General features: G+C 69.6%; 21 protein-coding genes. 9 read left to right on the top strand and 12 right to left on the bottom strand.

Annotation, left to right across the window (positions count from 1 at the left end):
• Nucleotides 1-285, bottom strand: a 285-nt coding sequence (locus AB0J09_RS32535; RefSeq protein ID WP_360699235.1) for a D-aminoacyl-tRNA deacylase, incomplete at its 3' end; no start/stop codon positions are given.
• Between the two features lie 59 nt (nucleotides 286-344).
• Between AB0J09_RS32535 and AB0J09_RS32530 the strand changes: the two genes are divergently transcribed.
• Nucleotides 345-1253, top strand: coding sequence for an asparaginase (locus AB0J09_RS32530; protein ID WP_360699233.1), 909 nt, complete (start codon nucleotides 345-347; stop codon nucleotides 1251-1253).
• Here the strand turns inward: AB0J09_RS32530 and AB0J09_RS32525 are convergent.
• Together AB0J09_RS32525 and AB0J09_RS32520 are read right to left on the bottom strand one after the other, a co-directional pair.
• Nucleotides 1250-2857 carry a DUF2207 domain-containing protein gene (locus AB0J09_RS32525; RefSeq protein WP_360699231.1) on the bottom strand — a complete coding sequence of 536 codons (1608 nt, stop codon included), beginning with the start codon at nucleotides 2855-2857 and terminating at the stop codon, nucleotides 1250-1252. The genes AB0J09_RS32530 and AB0J09_RS32525 overlap by 4 nt on opposite strands.
• 28 nt (nucleotides 2858-2885) lie before the next feature.
• Nucleotides 2886-3992: an FAD-dependent monooxygenase gene (locus tag AB0J09_RS32520; RefSeq protein WP_360699229.1), complete on the bottom strand. Its 1107-nt coding sequence runs from the start codon at nucleotides 3990-3992 to the stop codon at nucleotides 2886-2888.
• Nucleotides 3993-4094: 102 nt separating this feature from the next.
• On the opposite strand from AB0J09_RS32520, the gene AB0J09_RS32515 reads away from it, so the two are divergent.
• Nucleotides 4095-5006: a TetR/AcrR family transcriptional regulator C-terminal domain-containing protein gene (locus AB0J09_RS32515; RefSeq protein WP_360699227.1), complete on the top strand. Its 912-nt coding sequence runs from the start codon at nucleotides 4095-4097 to the stop codon at nucleotides 5004-5006.
• Nucleotides 5007-5065: 59 nt separating this feature from the next.
• Here the strand turns inward: AB0J09_RS32515 and AB0J09_RS32510 are convergent, their stop codons facing one another.
• The gene (locus AB0J09_RS32510) at nucleotides 5066-5800 is read right to left on the bottom strand and encodes an alanyl-tRNA editing protein (protein WP_360699225.1); all 735 of its coding nucleotides are present in this window, start codon (nucleotides 5798-5800) and stop codon (nucleotides 5066-5068) included.
• 28 nt (nucleotides 5801-5828) lie between these two features.
• Between AB0J09_RS32510 and AB0J09_RS32505 the strand changes: the two genes are divergently transcribed.
• The gene (locus tag AB0J09_RS32505) at nucleotides 5829-6458 is read left to right on the top strand and encodes an SGNH/GDSL hydrolase family protein (protein WP_360699223.1); all 630 of its coding nucleotides are present in this window, start codon (nucleotides 5829-5831) and stop codon (nucleotides 6456-6458) included.
• Here AB0J09_RS32505 and AB0J09_RS32500 read toward each other — a convergent pair whose 3' ends face one another.
• The 5 genes from AB0J09_RS32500 to AB0J09_RS32480 all read right to left on the bottom strand — a co-directional run bounded on the left by AB0J09_RS32500 (nucleotide 6459) and on the right by AB0J09_RS32480 (nucleotide 9175).
• On the bottom strand, nucleotides 6459-6824 hold the full coding sequence (locus AB0J09_RS32500; RefSeq protein WP_360699221.1) for a DUF2516 family protein: 366 nt from the start codon (nucleotides 6822-6824) through the stop codon (nucleotides 6459-6461).
• A gap of 119 nt (nucleotides 6825-6943) precedes the next feature.
• Nucleotides 6944-7360, bottom strand: a complete 417-nt coding sequence (locus AB0J09_RS32495) for a hypothetical protein (protein WP_360699219.1) — start codon at nucleotides 7358-7360, stop codon at nucleotides 6944-6946.
• A 3-nt stretch (nucleotides 7361-7363) separates the two neighbouring features.
• Complete coding sequence (locus tag AB0J09_RS32490) at nucleotides 7364-7855, bottom strand: helix-turn-helix domain-containing protein (RefSeq protein WP_360699217.1); 492 nt, start codon at nucleotides 7853-7855, stop codon at nucleotides 7364-7366.
• A 61-nt stretch (nucleotides 7856-7916) separates the two neighbouring features.
• Complete coding sequence (locus AB0J09_RS32485) at nucleotides 7917-8822, bottom strand: M56 family metallopeptidase (RefSeq protein ID WP_360699215.1); 906 nt, start codon at nucleotides 8820-8822, stop codon at nucleotides 7917-7919.
• Nucleotides 8819-9175 (bottom strand): BlaI/MecI/CopY family transcriptional regulator, encoded by a 357-nt coding sequence (locus tag AB0J09_RS32480; RefSeq protein WP_350733241.1) that lies wholly within the window; start codon nucleotides 9173-9175, stop codon nucleotides 8819-8821. The genes AB0J09_RS32485 and AB0J09_RS32480 overlap by 4 nt, the downstream gene beginning before the upstream one ends.
• A gap of 123 nt (nucleotides 9176-9298) precedes the next feature.
• Here AB0J09_RS32480 and AB0J09_RS32475 point away from each other — a divergent pair, with 123 nt between their 5' ends.
• Together AB0J09_RS32475 and AB0J09_RS32470 are read left to right on the top strand one after the other, a co-directional pair.
• Complete coding sequence (locus AB0J09_RS32475) at nucleotides 9299-9772, top strand: DUF305 domain-containing protein (protein ID WP_360699213.1); 474 nt, start codon at nucleotides 9299-9301, stop codon at nucleotides 9770-9772.
• A 3-nt stretch (nucleotides 9773-9775) separates the two neighbouring features.
• The gene (locus AB0J09_RS32470; protein WP_360699211.1) at nucleotides 9776-10156 is read left to right on the top strand and encodes a cytochrome c oxidase assembly protein; all 381 of its coding nucleotides are present in this window, start codon (nucleotides 9776-9778) and stop codon (nucleotides 10154-10156) included.
• Nucleotides 10157-10208: 52 nt separating this feature from the next.
• Here the strand turns inward: AB0J09_RS32470 and AB0J09_RS32465 are convergent, their stop codons facing one another.
• A complete protein-coding gene (locus AB0J09_RS32465) occupies nucleotides 10209-11393 on the bottom strand; it encodes a transposase (RefSeq protein ID WP_360699209.1) in 1185 nt (394 codons plus the stop codon).
• A 122-nt stretch (nucleotides 11394-11515) separates the two neighbouring features.
• On the opposite strand from AB0J09_RS32465, the gene AB0J09_RS32460 reads away from it, so the two are divergent.
• Complete coding sequence (locus AB0J09_RS32460) at nucleotides 11516-12019, top strand: O-acetyl-ADP-ribose deacetylase (RefSeq protein WP_360699208.1); 504 nt, start codon at nucleotides 11516-11518, stop codon at nucleotides 12017-12019.
• A 10-nt stretch (nucleotides 12020-12029) separates the two neighbouring features.
• Here AB0J09_RS32460 and AB0J09_RS32455 read toward each other — a convergent pair whose 3' ends face one another.
• Nucleotides 12030-12881: a class I SAM-dependent methyltransferase gene (locus AB0J09_RS32455; RefSeq protein ID WP_360699206.1), complete on the bottom strand. Its 852-nt coding sequence runs from the start codon at nucleotides 12879-12881 to the stop codon at nucleotides 12030-12032.
• Nucleotides 12874-13617, bottom strand: a complete 744-nt coding sequence (locus AB0J09_RS32450) for an SDR family NAD(P)-dependent oxidoreductase (RefSeq protein ID WP_360699204.1) — start codon at nucleotides 13615-13617, stop codon at nucleotides 12874-12876. Before AB0J09_RS32450 ends, AB0J09_RS32455 begins: the two co-directional genes overlap by 8 nt.
• Before the next feature lie 264 nt (nucleotides 13618-13881).
• Here AB0J09_RS32450 and mshA point away from each other — a divergent pair, with 264 nt between their 5' ends.
• The 3 genes from mshA to AB0J09_RS32435 are packed head-to-tail and all read left to right on the top strand — an operon-like array spanning nucleotide 13882 to nucleotide 16434.
• Nucleotides 13882-15120: a D-inositol-3-phosphate glycosyltransferase gene (gene mshA, locus AB0J09_RS32445; RefSeq protein ID WP_360699237.1), complete on the top strand. Its 1239-nt coding sequence runs from the start codon at nucleotides 13882-13884 to the stop codon at nucleotides 15118-15120.
• Nucleotides 15121-15159: 39 nt separating this feature from the next.
• A complete protein-coding gene (locus AB0J09_RS32440; protein WP_360699202.1) occupies nucleotides 15160-15639 on the top strand; it encodes a YbjN domain-containing protein in 480 nt (159 codons plus the stop codon).
• A gap of 51 nt (nucleotides 15640-15690) precedes the next feature.
• Nucleotides 15691-16434: a phosphoglyceromutase gene (locus AB0J09_RS32435; RefSeq protein ID WP_360699200.1), complete on the top strand. Its 744-nt coding sequence runs from the start codon at nucleotides 15691-15693 to the stop codon at nucleotides 16432-16434.
• The last annotated feature ends 249 nt before the right edge of the window (nucleotides 16435-16683 follow it).

Here is a 16683-nt window from a genome sequence, read left to right as displayed (position 1 = left end):
CCCAGGGGCGGCGGCCTGCCACGTGGGCCGTCGCCCCTTGCGGGCGTCGCCGTACAGGGTGAACTGACTGATCACCAGGAGCGGCGCCGACACGTCCGAGCAGGACTTCTCGCCGTGCAGGATGCGCAGCCCCCACAGCTTCGCGGCGAGCTTGGCGGACGAGGCCGGCGTGTCCGTGTGCGTGACGCCCACCAGCACCAGCAGCCCCGGCTCCTCGATCGCCCCGACCGTGCGCCCGTCGACCACGACCGACGCCGAACTCACTCTCTGCACCACTGCTCGCATGGCAATCCATTCTGGACCAGCGGCGACGATCCGTAGACTCATGCCGAAAGGGGATTTATATGTCGATGATTGTGGAAGTTGTCCGGTCGGGGTTCGTGGAGTCCACGCATCAGGCTCGCATGCTGACCGTGGACGCGGAAGGACGCCCGGTCGCGGCGAGGGGCGCGGTGCACGTTCCCGCGTCACCACGGTCGTCGATGAAGCCGCTTCAGGCGCTCGGCATGCTCCGCGCCGGCCTGGGGCTGGAGGGTGAGTTGCTGGCGCTGGCCTGCGCCTCCCATTCGGGCGAGCCGTTCCACGTGGACGGCGTCAGGAAGATCCTCGTGGGCGCCGGCCTGGAGGAGTCGGCGCTGGGGTGTCCCGAGGACTACCCGTTCGACCGTACGGTGACCGAACGCGGGCGCGTCTGCATGAACTGCTCCGGCAAGCACGCCGCCATGCTGGCCACCTGCGTGCTGAACGACTGGCCCACCGACTCCTATCTCGAGCCCAAGCACCCGCTCCAGCGCGCGATCCGCGAGACGGTGGAGGACCTGACAGGGGAGCGGATCGCGGCCTCCGGAGTGGACGGGTGCGGGGCGCCGCTGTTCTTCGTGTCGATGCTCGGGGTGACCAAGGCGTTCAGGGCGTTCCCCATGTCCTCGCCCGACTCGTACGAACGCAAGATCTTCGACGCCATGAGCACCTACCCCGAGTGGACCTCGGGTACCGACCGGCCGGAGGCCAAGCTCATGCGTGCGCTGCCCGGTCTCATGCTGAAGGCGGGGGCCGAGGCGTTCGACGCGTTCGCGTTCGAGGACGGGCGCGCGGGCACGATCAAGATCGAGGACGGGTCGCAGCGTGCCCGCGTCCCCGTCACGGTCGCTGCCCTGCGCTCGCTGGGCTTGGACGCGCCCGAGCTGGACGAGCTGGCCGCCCCGCCGGTGCTCGGAGGCGGGCGGCCAGTGGGCGAGCTCCGCTTCCGTTAGAGGGTGCGGAATTGGCGGGTGGCGGAGATGGCGCCCGAGGTCGTGGTGGTGAACGTGCGCATCGACCCGGCGAACTTGGACAGGTCCCACTCTGCGGGCCCGTGGTACCAGTACAGGTTGTCGGCCTGGTGGCCGTTGCCGGTGACCGAGGCCACCACCCGCGACCAGTGCTCCACCCCGTCGAAGATCACCGCGTACGGCAGGTAGCGCGAGAACAGCTCCACCCTGTGCTGCTCGGGCACGTCGCCCAGCTCGCCTGAGAACAGGTACTGCCGGAAGCCCATGGTGTGCGCCAGCGCCGTCGAGCCCTTGGCCGTCTTGGCCGGCATGTACTGCCCGCCGACGGCCAGCGCGCCACCCGCGATGACCAGAGCCAGGCCGAGCAGCCCGTACGTGGTGAACCAGGCCAGCGCCACCGTGGCCACCAGCCCGAGGCCGATTAGCACCACGCCGATCGTCGTCCACCTGGTGCGCTCGGTGTCCGGGCGCCGGGCGAACCAGCCCTGCCTGACGACGTCGGCGTAGAGAGCGTCGCGCACCTTGCCCAGGTGGGCGGCGAACGAGCCGGACAGCTGCGACAGCAGCACCGCGTCCCGCCCGTCGAAGATGGCGTCGTACAGGGCGCGCTCGTAGGGCAGCAGCGCGTTGACGGGCGCGTTCGGCAGCCTGACCAGCATCCAGTCGGGCGCGTCGTACGTCTGGCGCTGCTGCTCGTCGATCCGCAGGTAGCCGCGGACCGCGAGGTCCACGATCGTGGCGGTCACGTCGACCACGTCGGCCTGCTCGTCGACCAGCGTGCCGATCTGGCCAGGCCGGACCCCGTCGGGCGGGGAGAAGTGGCCGTTCTGCACCGGATCGACCGAGCCCCGCTCGTGCCCCGCGACCCTGGCGTCGCGCCCGCGCGTCCAGTAGAGCAGGGCGACGCCGCCGAGCAGCAGCACCAGCAGCCCGGCCAGGGCGCCGCCCGTGACGGTGTTGAGCGTGAACGCGGAGGCAAGGGAGAAGCGCTTCTCCAGGATGAGGGCGCCGCCGCTGGACCCCTTGGGATAGCCGACGACCACGGTCAGCGCCTGGCCGGGCCCGATGTTCGCCTGCTCGAAGTCGGCCTCGGTGGCCGAGTGGTCCATGGAGGCCGAGGTGCAGCCGATGGCCGAGGTCAGCTCCCCGGCGAAGCAGGACAGGTTCTGGACCTGCCCCGGGCCGTTCACCTTGACCGTGGCCTTGGCGACCTGCTGATTCCAGCCGTTCACCGCGAACCAGCGCAGCTCCTCGACACCGCCCGAGGTCGTCACCGCTCCCTTGACGTCGTACTCGACCGTCCCGTTGCCCTTCACGGTGAGTACGTCGCCCGCCAGGGTGCCGCCCTTGACGTTCGAGATCTGGTAGACGCGGTCGTTGCCGTCGTCGTACCGCGTCCTGGTGATGAACGTCCGCTTGAGCTCACCCGACGCCCCGCCGATCTTCTCGACCACGTGCAGAGTGCCGTTCTTGCCGAGGGTCATCGTCACCTCGTCCGTGATCCCGGCTCCCGCTGCGTACGCGGGTGCGGCGGTCAACGTCAGAGCGGTGGCCCCAAGTGCGGCCATCGTGAGTCTGATACCCATGGCGGCAAATCGTATCGGTTCGTGACTGTCAATCCAGCGTGATGCTGGTTGCCGCCCGCTGAACGCTCTCCGGCGAGGCGCCCTGGCCGGGGTTCTCGAGGGCGAGCGCCTGGTTCTGCTCGACGAACGGGCGCATGCGCTCCTCGTACCGGTCGAAGGCCGCCAGCGGGTCCCTGCCGAGCTCCTGCGCCAGCACGTACGCCCCCACCAGGGCCAGGCTCGTGCCCTGCCCCGACAGCGGCGAGGCGCAGTAGCCGGCGTCGCCGATCAGCGCGACCCTGCCCTTGGACCAGCGCTCCATCTTGACCTGGGCCATGGCGTCGAAGTAGAAGTCGTCGGCCTTCCACATGGCCTCGAGCAGCTTCGGCACCTCCCAGCCCATTCCCGAGCAGTGCTCCTCGATCAGGCGCTTCTGCTGGTCGACGTCGCGGTAGTCGTAGTCGATCGGATCAGTCGATTGGCCCCAAGCGCCGAAGCCCAGGTTGACCCGCATCACGGCGGTGTCCCGGTCACTGAAGACGGCGCCTCCCGCATCGCCCTCGCGGAACCAGGTCTGCCAGTGGTCCAGGCCGAGGAAGTTGTCGGCGGTGAAGATGGAGACGTACATGCCGAGGTGGCTGAGGAACGGCTCCTCGGGGCCGAAGGCGAGTTTGCGCACGTTGGAGTGGAGGCCGTCGGCGCCGAACACGTAGTCGTAGCGGGCCTGACGGCCGCTCTCGAACGTCACGTCCACGCCGTCGTCGTCCTGGGCGAGGGTGGCGATCGAGTCGCCGTAGACGTACTCGGCGCCTTCGGTGGCGGCCGTGAGGATCGCGGTCAGGTCGTCGCGCATGATCTCGATGTCCGGGCTGTCGAACCGGCCGCCGCTGACCGTCTCCTCGTAGCTGCGCATGAGCTCGTTGCCGTCGCCGTCCACCATGGACATGCCGCGCATGGTGGTCCGCAGGGCCTTGATCTGCTCGATGACGCCCATCTTCGCGACCACGGTCAGCGCGGCGCCCCTGATGTCGATGGCCTGGCCGCCCTTGCGCGGGGCCGGGGCCCGCTCGACGAGCGTCGTCTCGTATCCGTGCCGCCGCAGCCAGTAGGCCAGGACCGGGCCGCCGACACTCGCGCCGGAGATGAGGATCTTCATGATGTGCTCCTGTCTTGTTGACGTCGTACGCTGAATGTACGACGTACGGACAGCACGTCACAAGGGTATGATGGCGAGATCTGTACTAGTACAGGAGGTCGAATGACAGCGCCCTACGCCCGGATCGTCGCCGATATCAAGCGCCGCATAGCCGACGGCAAGCTGCGCCCGGGCGACAGGGTGCCCTCCACCAGGCAGCTCGCCAGGGACTGGCAGGTCGCGCTGGCCACCGCCGCCAAGGCGCTCGCGCTCCTGGCCCAGGAGGGTGTGGTGGTCGCGGAGCCGCGGGTGGGCACGATCGTGGCGGAACCTCGCGGGGGCCAGGCAGCCACTCGGCGTCCGGATATTTCCGGAAACGATCTGACTCGGGACCGCATCGTGCGGGCGGCCATCGAGATCGCCGACGCCGAGGGGCTTCCCGAGCTCACCATGCGCGGCGTCGCCGACCGGCTCGGCATGGCCACCATGTCCCTCTACCGTCATGTGGGCGGCAAGGATGACCTGGTCCTGCTGATGGTCGAAGCCGTCATCGACGAGTTCCCGTTGCCGGAGGAGCCCCTGGACGGGTGGCGGGCCAGGCTGGAGGCGTCAGCCCGCCTTCAGTGGGCCGGCTACCGTGCGCACCCGTGGATGTCCGGCGTCACGTCGCTGACCAGGCCGCTGCCCTCGGCCAGCCTGCTCAGGCACACGGAATGGGCCATGGCGGCGCTGGAGGGCACGAGGCTCGACGCCACGGCCAAGATGCACGTGCACACCCTGGTCTACAGCTATGTGCAGGGCATCGCGGCCAACATCGAGCTGGAGCAGCGCGCCCAGGCCGCCACAGGGGTCACCGCCGACGAGTGGATGGCCGAGCAGGAGGAGCACCTGCGTTGGATCGCCGAGTCGAACGAGTATCCGGCCTTCATCGGGGTCGTGGACGAGCTCGGCGGCGACTTCGACCTCGACCTTGACCGGCTCTTCGAGTTCGGGCTCGGCCCGCTGCTCGACGGCCTCGCAAAAGTGATCGACTAGCCGACTTCCCCCACCCTGCGGCGGGGCGAAGGAGCGCAGGCCAGCCCCACCGATGGGGGTCAGCCGGAGATCTGGATGCGCAGCCGGCGGAAGCCGCGCCCCTTGCTCTCGATCTTGGCGACCTTGATGTGGCCGATCTGCTTGGTGGAGGCCACGTGGGTGCCGCCGTCGGCCTGGGTGTCGAGGCCCACGATGTCGACGATGCGCACGTCCTGCACGGTTTCCGGCACGAGGTTGGTGGCCGTGCGGATGATGTCGGGGATCTCGAACGCCTCCTTGCGGGGCAGGACGCGTACGTCGATGCGCCGGTCGGCGGCGATCTCGGCGTTGCACGCGTCCTCGACGGCCTCCTTGAACCCGGGAGGCACCTCCGGAAGGTTGAAGTCCATCCGCGCGCTGAGCTCGTCCATGTTGCCGCCGGTGACGAGACAGCCGTAGTCCCTGAACACGACCCCGCACAGCACGTGAAGCCCCGAGTGCGTACGCATGAGAGCCGAGCGGCGCGCGTCGGCCACCGCCGCCTGGACCACGGTGCCCGCGGGCGGGATCGGGTCGCCCTCGGCCGGGATCAGGTAGAGGTCGTCGCCCTTGCGCGCCCCCACGATGCGGGTCTCCACGCCCTGCCAGATCAGAACCCCGTGATCCGCCGGCTGACCGCCGCCACCTGGATAGAATGCCGACCTGCTCAGCACGATCCCGTCAGGCGCCGCGTCCAGCACGACGGCTTCGAAGTCGCGTAGGACCTGGTCAGACAGTTCCAGCCGTTGTGTGCGCCCGTGGAGGTCGTTGGTCATGTCGGCAGCCTAGTGCCCCGAGGTGATAATGCGTGGCCTGAGGCTCATCGCGCCGTTCGTCGTGATGGCGGCGCTGGTGCAGGGGTGCGCCGGTGAAGAGCGAGCCGTGCCCTCGCCCAAGCCGGTGATGATGTTCGTCGGCGACAGCTTCACCGTGGGGTCGGGGCCGGTGCCCCGGTGGGAGACATACGCGTCGGAGGCCGCGCGGCGCCTGGGCTTCCAGTCGGTCATCGCCGGTGCGGGCGGGACGGGCTATCTCAACACAGGCAGAGTGGGGCGTACGTTCCAGCGCTCGTTCGAGGTGGAACTGGCCTGGCGCCCGGCCCCCGACCTGCTGGTCATCTCCGGCGGCCACAACGACGGACGCTGGAGCCCGGCGCGGGTGGGGCACGCCGCCGCGCGGCTGCTGGAGGAGGTGCGTGGGCGCTGGCCGCACACGAAGATCGTCATGGTTGGGCCGATCTGGCTGGCCGGCGCGCCCAGGAGGGCCTACGACGTGCGCGACGAGCTGGCGAAGGTGGCCAGGCGGGAGGACGTGACGTTCCTCGACCCTCTGCGCCGGCGCTGGCCCGCTGAGGCGATCCTGCCCGACGGCGTGCATCCCACGCTCGTCGGGCACGAGAGCCTCGCCGCCTGGCTGACGGGCGAGCTGGCCTGATCACCAGGGGCCGTAGGGCCCGCTGTTCCCCCGGCCCATGCCCTTCACGGCCGGCTTGACGTCCACGATGTAGATCGTGGCCGCGATGACCGCCAGGATCGAGAAGAAGCCCAGGGCGCTCATGCCGATGAAGCCCATGCCGCCGACGAAGAGGAAGTCGGTGAGGTAGCTCCACGCGCCCGCGGCGGAGAACAGCGTCGCCAGCCCGAGGATCAGCAGCCAGATGTTCTTCTGCAGCTTGCCCGCCGAGACGAACGCGCCAGTCGGCACCCGGAGCGCGTGCACGAGCGAGTAGACCGACATGCCGAAGATGACGGCGGCGAGCACCAGGAAGAGGAGGTTGAGAACACCGTTGATCAAGTTCATGTTTGTTGGCTCCGCACAACGCCGCGATGAAATCGGCTTCAGCCTAATAGCCAGCCCCGACAGGAGGGCACCCCAAAGCGGAAAGCCCGCCTCCGAAGGAAGCGGGCTCTCCGGTCGGGTCAGGCCCTGGTCTTGGTGGTGCGGGGCTTCCTGGCCGACGTCACGGGCTTGGTGACGGGCGGCCCGGCGGCCTCGGACACCTCTTCGAGCTCGAGCGCGGCGCTGCCGCTGGCCTTGCTGACGATCCTGCGGCCACGCGTGGCGAAGTCCTCGTAGACCTCGGTGGCCCTGTTGGTGATCTGGTCGGCGTACTCGCGGGCCTTCTCGGGGAAGTCCTTGGCGAGGCCCTCGGCCTTGTCGGCGTACGCGCGGGCGCGCACCGGCAGCTCCTTGGCGAGCTCGGTGCGGCGCGACTGCAGCTTCTGCAGCTGCTCAGGCAGCTCGCGCAGCTTCTCCACGGCGTAGTCGCCGACGCCCGCGACGGCGTAGAACGGCTTGGACTCGGTGAGCTTCTTTACCTCGGTTGCGAGCGTCATGGGTTAACCTTCCTTGGTTTCCTGGGTGACGTTGCCGTTGCCGGAGGGCGCCGCATAGGGCTCAAGAGCGGCGAGAAACTCCTCCGGCAGCGGTTCGTCGTCCGATGCGGAGCCGCGCCGAGGGCGAGCATTCTGGGAGGTCTGCTCGCCTTCGGCGCGCGTCTCCTTACGGAACGACTCATAGATATCAATCAGCACCTGGCGTTGCCGCTCGGTGAGATGCGTGTCGGCCCTTATTGCCGTGATGACGTCACTTGGCGGCTCTCGGTCCTCGATGAGGCCCGCCTGCACATAGAGCGCCTGCGAGGAGATGCGCAGACCTTTGGCGATCTGGTTGAGGATCTCCGCGCTCGGCTTGCGCAGCCCGCGCTCGATCTGGCTCAGGTAGGGATTGGAGACCCCTGCCGCCTCCGCCAGCTGCCGCAGCGAGATCTTCGCCTGCTGCCGCTGGTCGCGGATGTATTCGCCGATCGAACCGACTTTGGGTAGTGCCATGCCCCATAGTCTGCCCCGTCCTGCTTGCAATTGCAAGCAGGACGGTTAACGGCAGCAAGCATCAGAGCTGGAAGACCCACAGGAAAGGCGTCGTGGTGACCAATGCCACAGAGAGCGCGATGTATGCGTAGCGCACCGACGCGGCCAGCTCGGGCCCCGGCTTGATCAGGCGGTCGACCCTGGCCATGACGTTGTGGGCGTGCACGCCCATCATCCCGTGGGGGGTTGGCATGGCGCCTGCCGTACCGAACCTGAGCAGTGCCGTCGCCAGCCTGCGCGGCGAGCAGTAGCGCCGGGCGCGGTCGTCGGCGGCCATCTCGATGAGCAGCTCCACCTGCGCCTGCGCGTCGGCCACCACCTTCGACCAGGGCAGCGCCCTGCCAAGCGCGGCGAACGGCAGCAGCACCAGGTCGTGCCGCTCGCGCACATGCGCGGCCTCGTGCGCGAGCACGGCCGCGAGCTCGTCCTCCGACAGCAGCCTGAGCGCGCCCGCGCTCACCACGACCTGCGAACGCAGGCCGGGCACGCAGTACGCCGCGGCGCCGGGGTGGTCGAGCACCCGCACTCCGGGCACGCCGGGATCGTCGTGGGAGATCAGCGCGAGCAGCATGCGGTGCCGCCGCCGCGCCCGCAGCGCCTGCACACCCGCGGTGAGGAGCACCGCGACGAGCACGGTCAGCGCGGTGAGCCCCGCGATCAGGGCCAGCACGTGCAGCGGGTCCCACGCCTCCAACGGCCGCTCCCCCTGCGCGAACGCGATCAGCCCGGGCAGCACCCCCACGCCGTACGGCTGGACCGCGTAGGCGAGCATGGCGCCGGTGGTGGCCAGGCCCCAGGCAACGCCCAGGGACTGCCAGACGATGATGGCCAGTCGTGGAGCACGTGAGGTCCACCGGGCCGTGGTGAAACGCCAGGAGCCGCCCGCGCACGCCATGGCGAGCGCTGCCAGCACCGCTGCCGTGATCACTCTTCCTCCAGCTCCGTAAGGGCTCTTCGCAGGATCTCCGCCTCCGAGCCCGACACGGCCTGGGCGAAGCGAGTCAGAGCGGCCGATCGGTCGCCCGTCATGTCCAAGGCTTCAAGCATAAGCTCGGCGATGTACGCGTCGCGGCTTTCGGCGGGTTGATATCTCCATGCCCGGCCGTCGCGGGTGCGCTGGAGGAAGCCCTTGCGGGTGAGGCGGTCGAGCACGGTCATCACCGTGGTGGGGGCAAGATCGCGGTCGGCTATCAGTCTGCCGACCTCGCGGGCGGTCAGCGCGCTGCTCTCCGCCCAGAGGATGTCCATGATGCTGCGCTCAAGCTCGCCAAGACCCTTCACGCCCTTCAGGGTAGCTCTACAACCTGTCGAGCTGGCATTTGGGGAGTGTGAACCCCGCCACGTCGGATGAACCGTTGTGCCATACCCCGCGTATCTCCAGGCATGCGTTGGAGCACGGCAATTGTGGCGCTGCTAGGGCTGGTGCTGGCGGCGGGATGCGCGGCGGCCGCGGACACGTCCGTGGACCACGTCCAGGCGGACGTGGTCTTCAGCCAGGAGATGATCACGCATCACCAGCAGACGATCCAGCTGGCCGAGGTGGCGGCCGAGCGAGGCAAGAGCTCGTACGTGCGCGACCTGAGCAAGAAGCTCATCGCGGAGGAGAAGGCGGACATCGAGATGATGTCGTCGTGGCTGCGCTCCTGGAAGGAGCCGCTGCCGCCGGAGCCGACCACCCAGATGGGCTCGGAGCTGAGGGCCGGACCAGATTTCGACCGGCAGTGGCTGAAGGAGCTGACCGGGCACCTGGAGCACGGCGTACAGATGGCCGAGGCCGTCAGTAAGGCGGGCAAGCACGGGCCCACGCTGGAGCTGGCCGGCAAGGTCATCCAGGCGCAGAAGGCCGAGCTGGCCGACATCGCCGAGCACGCGGGCTGAGCCATGGCGAGGACGTATCCCCTCGACCGCCCGACCACGGCGAGGTACGCGCCCCACCTGCTGACCGAGCTCCTCTTCTTCGGCATCGGCCTCCTGGTGTTCTGGGCCCTGGCTGCCGTGGATCCGCTGCCCGGTGCGATCCCGTGGGCAGCCCGCGCCCGGCTGCTGGCCACCGTGACCGCGGTCCACATGGTCCTCGGGGCCTTCCTGCTGCTCGGGCCCGCGGTCGCGCCGGACTGGCTCTCCCTCGTGGTCCCGTCCGGCGCGCCGGACGTCCTCGCCGACCAGCGCCTGGCAGGGGCGGTGTCCATGCTCCTCCCGCTGCCGGCGCTCGCCCTGCTGGCCGTACGCATGACGCGGGTGTTGGCAAGAGACGGCCGATGATGACACTCTCGGTGAGGTGACTCCTCCGTTCCCTGATGGGAGCGGCTTCTCGCTAAGCCGCTTGCGCAGCGTCGCGAAGGGCAAGCCCTGCCCTGAGGATGTTGATCGCGGCGTTCACGTCGGCGTGCGCGCTGTGCTGGCACGCCGTACATCGGAACACGGCTTGGCTGAGGCGGTTCTCCGCAGCGCAGTGCCTGCATCGGGCGCAGGTGCGGGAGGTGTTGGCGGGGTTCACCGCGATCAGCTTTCGACCGGCACTTTCAGCCTTGTGCGCGAGGACCCTCAGGAACACCCCCCAACCCGCATCCAGGATGCTTCGGTTGAGCCCGGATTTGGCGGCCACATTGCGGCCGGGCTGCTCGATCGTGCCGTACGCCGAGCGGGTCATGTTCGCGATCCGCAGGTCCTCATGCGCGATCACGTCATAGCTGCGGACCAGGGCGAGCGCGGCCTTGTGCCCCCCGTCCAAGCGTTGACGCCGCACCTTGGCATACAGCGTGGCAACTCGTGCCACGGCTTTGCGGCGGCGCTTGCTCCCTCGTTTCTTGCGGGCAAGGTCCCGCTGCGCAATCGCGAGCCGGTCGGCGGTGGCGGCCAGGTGGCGAGGGTTGTCCAGGTGCTCGCCGTCGCTGGTGGTGACCAGCCGGGCCACACCGAGGTCCACGCCGACGGCTGCGCCGGTGGCCGGGAGGGGTTCGGCGGGCACGTCATCGCACGACAAGACCACGTACCAGCGGCTGCCCTCCCGCTTGACGCTGATCGTCTTTACCTTGCCCTTGGCGGGCCGGTGCTGGTGGACGCGTACGTGCCCGACGCCCTGAAGACGGACGAACGTCGCCGACGGGTGCTCGGGCTGGGAACCCCAGCGGCAGCCGTCGCCGTCTTTGGGCCACTCCACCGTGTCGAACCAGCCGCGCCCCTTGAAGCGGGGGAAGCCCGGCGTGCGGCCCTCGCGGACCCGCGTGAAGAACGCCGTGAATGCCTTGTCCAAGCGGCGCAGGGTGGCTTGCTGGGACGAGAACGACCACCGGCCCTGCCCATCGGGGTCGTCGATGCGGATGTGTTTCAACTCGCCGGACTGGTCGCCGTAGCGAATGGTTACGCCCGCCATGCGGTAGGCCGTGCGCCGATGCTCCAGAGCGGCGTTGTACAACTGCCGTTGGTCCTCCAGGCATGCCGCGAGCGCGGCGGCCTGCTTGCTGGTGGGGCGCAGCAGAAACTTGAACGATCTACGCATACCCACCTCCCACGCTGTGTAACGAGACCACCACGCTATCGGCATGCGCCGACAAAATCTGGAGGGAGGGAGCGCGGACTTCCCCGCAAGCTGAATCAGGCGGTCCCCTTCGCGCGAATTTGATGGAGATCACGCTGGTGCGAGGCGACATCACCGAGCAGCGCGCCGACGCCGTCGTCAACGCCGCCAACTCCTCCCTAATGGGCGGCGGGGGCGTGGACGGCGCCATTCACCGCCGCGGCGGGCCGGAGATCCTCGAGGAGTGCAGGAAGCTGCGAGCCGGCCATTACGGCAAGGGCCTGCCCACTGGACAGGCGGTCGCCACGACGGCCGGGCGGCTGCCCGCGAAGTGGGTGATCCACACGGTCGGGCCGGTTCACTCCAGGTCGGAGGACCGTTCGGAGCTGCTGGCCGCCTGCTATCGGGAGTCGCTGCGGGTGGCCGACTCGCTGGGGGCCAAATCGGTGGCCTTTCCCGCGATCTCGACCGGGATCTACGGCTGGCCCATGGACGACGCCGCGCGGATCGCCCTTGACGCGGTGCGGCAGGCGGACACGTCCGTGGAGGACGTCCGCTTCGTGCTGTTCGACAGCGCGGCCTACGCCGTGTTCGAGGCACACCTCTGACGGCGGCGCTTCAGCGAGGATCGACGGCCGACCAGGGGAGGGTCAGCTCGCCGAGCCGCCACCTGGCCGGTCCGCCCAGCGGCGGGCGCAGGGGCACCGGCCACGACGTGGACAGCACCCGCACGGAGGCCAGCCACCGCTGCCGCAGCCCATGAGCCCCATACGGCGCGCTCATCGCCCAGGCGTGGTCGAAGTCGCTCAGGAACGCATGAATCCGCTCACCCGGCACGTTCCGGTGAATGAGGGTCTTCGGCAGGCGGTCGGCCAGGTCCGAAGGCCGCTCGAAGGCATCGAAACGGGCCGAGAACGTGATCGTCCGGGGCCCTTCCGGAGACAGCCCCGCCCAGATCGCCCGCCGCCCGTTCTCGGACGACGTCCCCTCGACCAGGACGCCGCCCGGAGCCAGCCCACCCCTGAGCACGTCCCAGTAATGCCACGCCTCGGCCTCGCCGTACTGCCTGAGGACGTTGAAGGCCCGCACCAGCGTCGGCGGGCGCGAGACGGGCAGCTCGAAGCCGCCCAGCCGGAAGCTCAACCCCTCCCTCTCGTACGGCTTCGCCACCGCCACCCTGGCCGGGTCGATCTCGATCCCGACCACCTCGACCTCCGGCGCCACCCTGCGCAGCCGGGTGAACAGCTCCAGCGTCGTGGTGTGCGACGCCCCGTACCCGAGATCCACCACGAGCGGCCTTTCGGCGGCCCGCAGCAGCGGGCCGTGCACGGCGACGACCCACCGGTCGGAGCGCCTCAGCCGGTTGTGCCCGGTGGTGCCCCGGGTGATCGTGCCGACCGGTGATACGTGACCTGTCCAGCGGCGCCGCCCATCTGGCGGGGCGCCCCCGGCTCTGGCCGGTCTATCCACTGACGCGGTGCACCTTGTGCTGGGCGGCCTGGGCTCTCGGGCGGATGATCATGCGGTCGATGTTCACGTGGGCAGGGCGGGTCACGCACCAGGTGATCGCGTCGGCCACGTCATCCGAGCTCAGCGGGTCGGGCACGCCCGCGTAGACCCGCGCCGCGGCCGCCTCGTCCCCGCGGAACCGGGTGACCGCGAACCCCTCGCTCTTCACCATGCCCGGCGCGATCTCCACGACCCGCACCGGCTCCCCGACCAGCTCCAGGCGGAGCGTCTCGACCATGGACGTCTGGGCGTGCTTGGCCGCGCAGTAGCCGCCCCCGCCTTCGTACGACACCAGGCCCGCCGTCGAGGTCACCATCACCAGCACGCCGTCGCCCGACTCGATGAGCTTGGGAACGAGCGCCTTGGTCATGCGCAGGGAGCCGAGCACGTTCACGTCGTACATGCGCTGCCAGTCGTCCAGGTGGGCCTCCGCCACCGATTCGAGGCCGAGGGCGCCACCGGCGTTGTTGACCAGCACGTCGCAGCGCTCGAGCGAGTCCACCAGGGCGTCGACCGACTCCTGGGTGGTCACATCCAGCTCCACAGGTCTGATCGAGGACACGTCCGCGGCCAGCTTGTCCAGCCGCTCGCGCCGCCGCGCTCCCGCCACCACCTCGAAACCCTCGGCGGCGAGCCTTCGCGCGGTCGCCTCTCCGATCCCACTGCTCGCCCCGGTCACCACAGCCGTTCTCCGCATGCCCTTCATCCTGCCAGCCGCCCGCCACCGCACCACTCCCCGGCTCCGCGTCCCCCGCGTCCGGCACCGGGAAGTCGCGCCCCAAGCGTCGGGTGGCGCCTCCTCAAAAGGGCCCCTCCCGGTCGTAGAGGCGGGTTCACGGCGCACCAAACACCCGGTTATGACCCAATGTCGGGAATGTCGCAAAAATATGGATGGTTATATCCAGCTTGGAGGTGGTGTCTAGTGAGGCGACGACGGGTGAGCCGGGTCGCGACCATCAGCATGCACACGTCGCCCCTGGACCAGCCCGGAACGGGCGACGCCGGAGGCATGAACGTGTACATCGTCGAGTCCGCCAAAAGGCTCGCTCAGCTCGGCGTGGAGGTGGAGATCTTCACCCGGGCCACCGCCCGCGACCTCCCGCCCGTGGCCGAGCTCGCCCCGGGCGTCCTCGTACGGCACCTCACCGCGGGCCCGTACGAGGAGATGAACAGGAGCGACCTCCCAGGCCAGCTCTGCGCGTTCCTGTCCGGGGTGCTGCGCACCGAGGCCATGTACGACCCGGGCCGCTACGACCTCATCCACTCCCACTACTGGCTGTCCGGCCAGGTCGGCTGGCTGGCCAAGGAGCGCTGGGGCGTGCCGCTCGTGCACACCATGCACACCATGGCCAAGGTCAAGAACCTCCTGCTCGCCGAGGGCGACAAGCCGGAGCCCCAGGCCCGTGTGGTCGGCGAGCAGCAGGTCGTGGACATCGCCGACCGCCTGGTGGCCAACACCGTCGACGAGGCGCGTGAGCTCATCGACCTGTACGGCGCAGACGAGGGGCGCGTCGCCGTCGTGAACCCCGGCGTCAACCTCACCGTCTTCCAACCCGCCTCACAGGGCGCCGCCCGCCGCCGGCTCGGCCTGCCGCAGGACGCGCACGTGCTCCTCTTCGTCGGCCGGATCCAGCCGCTCAAAGCCCCGGACGTGCTGCTCCGCGCCGCCTCCAGGATGCTCATCGACGACCCGTCGCTCCGCGACCGCCTGGTCGTGGCCTGCGTCGGCGGTCCGTCGGGCAACGGCCTGGCCAGACCGTCCCTCCTCGCCGAACTGGCCACCGAACTCGGCATCTCGGACGTCGTCCGCCTCGTGCCCCCGGCCCCGCAGGAGGAACTGGCCGACTGGTACCGGGCGGCCTCCGTGACGGTCGTGCCCTCGTACAGCGAGTCGTTCGGCCTCGTCGCGCTGGAGTCCCAGGCCTGCGGCACCCCCGTCGCGGCCGCCGCCGTGGGCGGGCTGCGCACCGCCGTACGGGATGGGGTGTCCGGCCTGCTCGTGAACGGCCACGACCCGGCGGAATGGGCGCTGGCACTGCGCCGTTTCGTCACCTCGCCCGGGTGGCGCGACTCGCTGTCGGAGGGCGCCCGCACGCATGCGGCCGCGTTCGGCTGGCAGGCGACCGCGTCCCGGTTGACGGAGGTGTACGCGGCCGCCGTCGCGCACTTGCACAAGACGCCCGTCGCCCTGAACTTCTAGCTCCGTACTTTTGTTCTGGCGGCCTTCTATCCTGTCGGCATGCGCGATGTCGTCGAAGCCGCGCTCAAGGCCGCGGACGTCTCCTACGACGAGCCGCGGCCGGGGGCGTTCCTGGTCAAACTGCCCGGCCAGCACAAGCTCGCCACCATGACGTGGTTGATCGTGGGGGAGCAGGCACTGCACGTCGAGGCGTTCTTCTGCCGCCAGCCCGACGAGAACCACACCGAGTTCTATCGCTGGCTGCTCGGCAAGAACGGTTCGATGTACGGGGTGCACTTCTCGCTCGACCCCGTCGGGGACGTGTACCTGGTGGGACGGGTGCCGCTGGCCGCCGTCTCGCAGGACGAGGTGGACCGGTTGCTGGGGTGCGTGCTGACGTACTCGGACGAGTGGTTCGACCGGGCGCTGGAGCTGGGGTTCGCGTCGTCGATCAGGCGGGAGTGGGAGTGGCGGGCCAAACGAGGGGAGTCCCTCGCCAACCTGCAGGCGTTCGCCCGCTTCGCCGATCCGGAGCGTTGACGGTTCGATCCACAGAACGCCGCGGACTCCCGGAACCATAGGATTGGCCGCATGGCGACTTTGGTGCTGCTAAGGCACGGCGAGAGTGACTGGAACGCGAAGGGCCTGTTCACCGGCTGGGTGGACGTGAGCCTCTCGGCCAAGGGCGAGGACGAGGCCCGCCGCGGCGGCAAGCTCATCCACGAGTCCGGACTGCGCCCGGACGTCGTCCACACCAGCTTGCTGACCAGGGCCATCCAGACGGCCCAGCTGGCGTTGGGGGAGGCTGATCTGCTCTGGCTCCCGGTCAAGCGGAGCTGGCGCCTCAACGAGCGCCACTACGGCGCCCTTCAGGGCAAGAACAAGGCGCAGACGCGCGAGGAGTTCGGCGACGAGCAGTTCATGCTGTGGCGCCGCTCGTACGACGTGCCGCCGCCCCCGATCGCGGACGACGACGAGTACTCCCAGGCCGGCGACCCCCGCTACGCCCTCCTCCCCCCGGAGCTGATGCCCCGCACGGAGTGCCTGAAGGACGTGGTCGACCGCATGCTCCCGTACTGGTACGACCAGATCGTCCCAGACCTGGCAGCGGGCCGCACGGTCCTGGTGGCGGCTCACGGCAACTCCCTGAGGGCCCTGGTCAAGCACCTGGACGGCGTCAGCGACGAGGAGATCGCGGGGCTGAACATCCCGACGGGCATCCCTCTGCTGTACGAGCTGGACGCGGACTTCCAGCCCCGCAAGGCCGGCGGCGAATACCTGGACCCGGAGGCCGCCAAGACCGCCATCGAGGCAGTCGCCAACCAGGGCCGCTGACCCAAAAGCACGGCCTTCCACTCATCGGCGCTTCGCGCCCAGGGTTCCAGACAGCGCCTCCCAGGAGGGGCAAGCCCCCCTTCGCCCCCCCAAGGCGCGGTCTACGCAGGTGTGCGCTTCGCGCAAGGGGCTCAGGCTGTGTCGTGTGGGGGGGGGGGGGGGGGGCTCCACTGCGGGGGGGGCGGGGCGGGGGTGGGGCGGCAGGGACCCCCGCGGCGGGCCGACGCCGAGGGACGGCAGCGAGAAGGC

The sequence above is a fragment of the Nonomuraea sp. NPDC049784 genome (assembly GCF_040659615.1).
Lineage (GTDB): Bacteria > Actinomycetota > Actinomycetes > Streptosporangiales > Streptosporangiaceae > Nonomuraea.
The sequence above is the reverse complement of the archived record's forward strand: the minus strand, read 5'-3'. Positions and strand labels throughout refer to the sequence as shown.